The organism is Bacillus sp. JJ1503 (assembly GCF_036965125.1).
GTDB lineage: Bacteria > Bacillota > Bacilli > Bacillales > Cytobacillaceae > Cytobacillus.
On record NZ_JBALOZ010000252.1, the window covers coordinates 10,936 to 16,586 of the forward strand.

6 protein-coding genes are annotated in these 5,651 nt (G+C 41.6%); all 6 read left to right on the forward strand.

What is annotated here, in order from left to right:
• The coding region (locus tag V7149_RS18850; RefSeq protein WP_335347144.1) for a hypothetical protein at positions 1-60 on the forward strand (60 nt) is incomplete at its 5' end.
• Between the two features lie 71 nt (positions 61-131).
• The gene (locus V7149_RS18855) at positions 132-1,598 is read left to right on the forward strand and encodes an aldehyde dehydrogenase family protein (protein ID WP_335347138.1); all 1,467 of its coding nucleotides are present in this window, start codon (positions 132-134) and stop codon (positions 1,596-1,598) included.
• Positions 1,599-1,614: 16 nt separating this feature from the next.
• Positions 1,615-2,793, forward strand: a complete 1,179-nt coding sequence (locus V7149_RS18860; RefSeq protein WP_335347139.1) for an iron-containing alcohol dehydrogenase family protein — start codon at positions 1,615-1,617, stop codon at positions 2,791-2,793.
• A gap of 30 nt (positions 2,794-2,823) precedes the next feature.
• Positions 2,824-3,654, forward strand: coding sequence for a R2-like ligand-binding oxidase (locus tag V7149_RS18865; RefSeq protein WP_335347140.1), 831 nt, complete (start codon positions 2,824-2,826; stop codon positions 3,652-3,654).
• 11 nt (positions 3,655-3,665) lie between these two features.
• Complete coding sequence (locus V7149_RS18870; protein ID WP_335347141.1) at positions 3,666-5,057, forward strand: UbiD family decarboxylase; 1,392 nt, start codon at positions 3,666-3,668, stop codon at positions 5,055-5,057.
• Positions 5,058-5,096: 39 nt separating this feature from the next.
• Positions 5,097-5,651 (forward strand): UbiX family flavin prenyltransferase (locus tag V7149_RS18875; RefSeq protein WP_335347142.1); only part of this gene is annotated, 555 nt, incomplete at its 3' end.

Here is a 5,651-nt window from a genome sequence, read left to right on the forward strand (position 1 = left end):
TATCTGATTTATATTATTGGAAGCATTATCATACCGGAAACGAAAGGAAATTTAAAATAGGAAGGTATTTAAGGAAGAGGGAATACGATTTCCTCTTCCTTAAAAAATGACTTTTAGTAAGGAGGAAAAAAATGACAACAGCTGTATATAGGAAAACACCCGTTTATTACAACTATATTGGCGGAGAATGGGTTGAGTCTTCGTCAAAAGAAATGATCGAATCGTACAATCCCGCAACAGGTGAATTAGTTAGCTATTCTCAAAAGTCAAATGTGAATGATGTGAAAGAAACGATCAATAGGGTGCACCAAACATATCTGCAGAGTGATTGGTCTGTAAATCCGAAGCGGCGCTATGAAGCGCTGCTTGGTTTAGCTCAGAAGATGACAGATCGAAAGGAAGATTTGGCACGAATTTTGACGATGGAACAAGGTAAAACGATTCGCGAATCTCGGATTGAGATTTCCGGCTGTATAGATACGCTTAAATATTTTGCCGGAGCTGCCCGTACAGTTTTTGGACGTTCCATTCAATTAGAGCCAAATAATCTTGGGGTAATCGTTAAAGAACCGATTGGAGTAGTGGGGATTATTTCACCGTGGAACTGGCCGGCTCTTTTAATGGTTCGAGAACTGGCACCAGCACTTGCTGCTGGTAATGGTGTAATTGTAAAACCAGCGAGCTTAACCCCATCCATATCAGTTGAGATCTTTAAATTGATCGATGAGGTACCTGAATTTCCAAAAGGGATTGTTAGCATCATCACTGGTCCTGGAAGTTCAATTGGAGCCGCTATGGCGACAAGCGATAAAATTGATATGATCAGTTTCACTGGTGATACATCTACTGGAAAAAAGATTATGGAAATGGGTGCAAGCAATATTAAAAAGGTTGCATTGGAGCTTGGAGGCAAATCACCAAATATTGTGTTTGCTGATGCAAACCTTGATAAAGCAATTCCTATCATCGGCAAGTCTATATTTATTTCCGCAGGCCAAATTTGCATGGCAGGTTCAAGAGTATTAATACACGAATCGATAAAAGATGAGGTAGTAGCTCAGTTAAAGGATTATGCAGAAGGTCTCCAAGTAAAAAATGGGATATTGGAAAGTTCAGACATGGGTCCTCTTTCTTCGAAAAGCCAGCTGGAAATCGTAGAGAAGTATTGTGAAATTGGCAGACAGGAAGGAAGAATTATTACCGGCGGATACCAATTAACTGGAGGAGACTATGACATGGGATACTTTTTTAGCCCAACGATCATTGATGATATTCCAGCCAACTGCCGAGTGGTAAAAGAGGAGATTTTCGGGCCAGTTCTTGCTGTCCAAACTTTCTCCACTGATGAAGAAGCATTAGAACTAGCTAATGATAGCGACTTCGGTTTGTCTGCCGGTGTGTGGACTTTGGATTTAAACCGAGCAATGAAGATGTCTAGGGGAATCAAGGCGGGTACTGTATGGATTAACACGTACAATAAGAACTTTCCGGAAGCCGAATTTGGGGGTTACAAGCAAAGTGGTCTAGGAAGAACTAGAGGGATCGATGGATTGATGGAATATTGCGAAACAAAACACGTTCATATAGAAACTGATTAACAAAGGAGGCCATTTAATGAGTTTAAGTAGTACGTATAAAGCAATTGATTTTGAATTCTCATTTCATTTACCAACTTTAATTGAATTTGGTTACGGTAAAGCTGCACTCCTTGGAGAAAGGCTCTGCCAACTTGGTGTAAAGAATGTTTTTTTGGTTAGTGATAGGGGTGTGGAATCTGCCGGGATTTTGCAGAAAATAACACATTCCTTCATGACTTCCAATATTCAATACGAAACATATTTAGAAGTGGAAGCTGATCCAGGCCTCGAGACGATAGATAATGGTGCAAAAGTTTTTGCATCAAATGCTTATGATTGCATCGTGGCAGTAGGTGGAGGAAGTGCTATTGATACCGCAAAAGGAATCCGAGTAGTAGCTAGTAATGGTGGAAGTATTGGTGACTATGCTGGTGTTGATAAAATTGGTGAATCTCCTTTAATTCCGTTGATTGCGGTACCTACAACTTCTGGAACAGGGAGTGAAGTTACTATCTTTGGAGTTTATTCTGATTGGGCAAAAAATGTCAAGGTGACGGTTACCAGTCAGTTTATGGCTCCTACTATTGCTCTAGTCGACCCCCAGCTAACGATGAACTTGCCACAAAAAATGACCGCTGCCTCAGGTATCGATGCACTTGCACACGGAATTGAATCATATTTCTCACTGAGGTCTCGTCCTGCATCTGCAGCTCTTGCACTAGAAGCGATCGAAATTGTAGGGAGTCATCTCCGGCGATCGGTAAATAACGGGGAGGATGAAGAAGCTAGGTGTGGAATGTCTCATGGGAGCCTGCTTGCAGGAATGGCTTTTAACAATGGTTTTCTTGGCTTAGCCCATGCAATTGGCAGTGCACTTTCAGGTCATTGTCACGTTCCACATGGAGTTGCCATAGGTTTATTGCTTCCACATGTTGTGGAATTTAACTCATCTGTCCGTCCAGATAAGGCTGCGAAAATCGCTGAACTATTGGGAGTAAAGGCAGAGAGTGAAGACCAATTACAAACACATGCCGCATACGCAGTGGCAAATCTGGTTAAAGATATCGGACTTCCAACTCAATTAAGGGATGTCAATGTACCTGAAGAAAAGCTTAGTGACATTGCAAGGGATTCATTTAAAAGCGGAATGATGAAATTTAATCCGCGCCAGCCAACTGAATCAGAAGTGTTTGAGCTATTAAAACGTGCTTATTAATTTTAAATTTCAATAATGGAGGTTTTTTTAATGAGCGAAGTATTGATTACTGATCTTGAAAAAAGCACAGCAGAAGTCGCATGGAATTTATATCGAAAGGCAATTCGATTTGGAACATGGGATCCCGCAACCATTGATTTAAGCCAGGATAAGAAAGATTTTGAATCATTGGATCGGGACTTGCAGGATTATCTTATCCATTTCTGTACGGGGTTTTTAGATGCGGAAGAAAACGTTGCATTAAAGTTTTGCCCATGGATCATGCTCGGAGCTAGTACTGAAGAGCAGGCATTCCTCAGTACTCAATTATTGGAGGAATTTAAGCACACAGAGTTCTTTATGCGTTATTTCAGTGAAGTATTGGGTCGTGAACGTATTCCAGGCGTAAAAAACCTAGTTCAACAAAAGCTCGATGAACGTGCCAAACAGATGCTGGCTGCACTGGAGGCGGGACCGGAAGAAAGGGAAGCAGCCCTTGTGGAAGGATTAACACACTACCAAGGAATAATCGAAGGTGTTCAGGCTATGTCAGGATATGATGTCTTTGAAGCAGTTTACGGCAATAAAGGATTGTTCCCGGGACTGGCGGAAGGATTTTCAAGAATTAAAGAGGATGAAGGACGGCATGTAGGTTTCGGGCTACGTATGTTAAAGCTGTTGGCTAGAAATCCGAAACATGCAGAGAGAATACGTGCCATTTACGATGAATATCTTCCATTTATTCTTATCCGTTATGACCAGCAAATTATCGTTGATGGGCGTGAAGTGCCAACGCCGCCGGAAGTGCGGGGGCGTGAACGATTGACGAAACTATTTAATCGACGTTTAAAGGATATTTTCGGGGAATTAGTTAAAAATTAGGGGGTCATAATATGAGAGCTAAGTCTCTGCGTACCTGGCTTGAATACCTGCAAAAAACCGATAGGCTAGCAGTCATAGATAAAGAAGTCAGTCTACAATTTGAAGTTGCTGCACTTACGAAAAAGCTGGATGGTAAAAAAGCAACTTATTTTACTAGAGTTGAAGATTATGAGATTCCTGTTGTATCAGGAATTTGTTCAACTAGGGAACAATTTGCGGAGGCACTTGAAACTGACCAATATGAATTACTCTCAAAGTTTTCTCAGGCGGTATCTTCCCCTGTGAAATGCCGTCATATAAATAAAGAGGATGCGCCGGTTAAAGAAAACATCATCTTGGATGATATTGATTTAGATGCATTTCCTATCCCCGTCCACCATGAAATGGATTCAGGCAAGTATATTACTGCCGGACTATTGATCGTGCGCGATCCGGTTACTAGAAAACAAAATGTTTCTATCCATCGCTTGCAGGTCTCGGGGAAGGACAGATTGGGCGTACTGCTGCTGCCACGTCATGCTTACCATATATTTAAACAGGCAGAAGATCAAGGCAAACCTTTAGAGTGCGCGATCGTTATAGGTGTTGATCCAGTTACACTACTTGCTTCTCAGGCCAGCACTCCTTTCGGGGTTGATGAGCTGGAAATTGCAAGCGCCCTCCTAAGTGAACCACTTGAAGTGGTTAGATGTGAAACGGTGGATATTGATGTTCCTGCTTATGCAGAGATTGTGTTAGAAGGGAAAATTCTTCCGAAAGTTCGTGAACCTGAAGGACCATTCGGAGAATTTCCAAAATACTATGGTCCGAGAGATGATAAGGAAGTAATTCAGGTCACCGGGATTACGCACCGGAACAATCCCATCTTCTATACGATTGTTCCTGCCGGATATGAACATTTACTTTTAGGCGGTATTCCTCGGGAAGCGAGTCTCATTCAAAGTGTACGTCAAACGGTTCCTTCAGTGAAGGCGGTACATATGAGTCCTGGAGGAACATGCAGGTATCATGCTGTTATTTCGATTAAAAAACGAAATAAAGGCGAGGGTAAGAATGCGATCATTGCTGCTTTGGCGAACAGCTTCGATATCAAACACGTAGTCGTGGTCGATGAAGAGGTTGACATATTTAATATGGAAGAAGTAGAATGGACCATTGCCACACGTTTCCAAGCAGAAACGGATTTAGTCGTGATTAACGGTGCACAGGGATCAAAATTGGACCCTTCAACTGATGATGGATTTGGATCCAAGATTGGTTTTGACTGCACAATCCCTTTAGACAGCGAACCGATGCGGTATAAACGCATTCATATTCCAGGTTTTGAAGAGATGAACGTTGATAAGTATATAAATAAAGATTCTTTAGGATTACGAGCGCAGCATTTGGAGCAAGAAAAGTAGGTATATGCACATTCTTCTAGTAATGAATGGGGGATATCAATGAAATTGATTGTTGGAATATCCGGGGCAAGCGGTGCGATTTATGGAGTCCGTATACTTGAAGCATTAAGAACTGTAAATGTAGAAAGTCACCTTATTATTAGCGAGACAGCAAGAACGACCATTGAATACGAAACAGATTATAGCCTTAAAGATGTTTTCGAGATGGCAACGAAAGTTTACGATAATAACAATCTGGGAGCAGCTGTTTCCAGCGGATCATTTAAAGTAGATGGGATGGTTGTTGCCCCATGTTCCATAAAGACACTATCCGGAATCGCTAACAGCTATAATGAGGATCTGCTTACCAGGGCAGCCGATGTAAGTCTAAAGGAACGAAGAAAATTAGTATTAATGGTTAGGGAGACCCCGCTTCACCTGGGTCACATAAACCAAATGAAAACGGTCACACAAATGGGTGGGGTTATTCTTCCGCCAGTACCATCATTTTACCACCTTCCGAAATCAGTTGATGATATCATTGACCAGAGTGTGCAAAAAGCTTTAGATCAGTTTGACATTGAGGCTAATCTATTTAATAGATGGGTTGGAATA

What these genes read in the sequence shown, in the direction of transcription:
- V7149_RS18870 (WP_335347141.1), top strand. Translation starts at nt 3,666, where the DNA reads ATGAGAGCTAAGTCTCTGCGTACCTGGCTTGAATACCTGCAAAAAACC.
- V7149_RS18855 (WP_335347138.1), top strand. Translation starts at nt 132, where the DNA reads ATGACAACAGCTGTATATAGGAAAACACCCGTTTATTACAACTATATT.
- V7149_RS18865 (WP_335347140.1), top strand. Translation starts at nt 2,824, where the DNA reads ATGAGCGAAGTATTGATTACTGATCTTGAAAAAAGCACAGCAGAAGTC.
- V7149_RS18860 (WP_335347139.1), top strand. Translation starts at nt 1,615, where the DNA reads ATGAGTTTAAGTAGTACGTATAAAGCAATTGATTTTGAATTCTCATTT.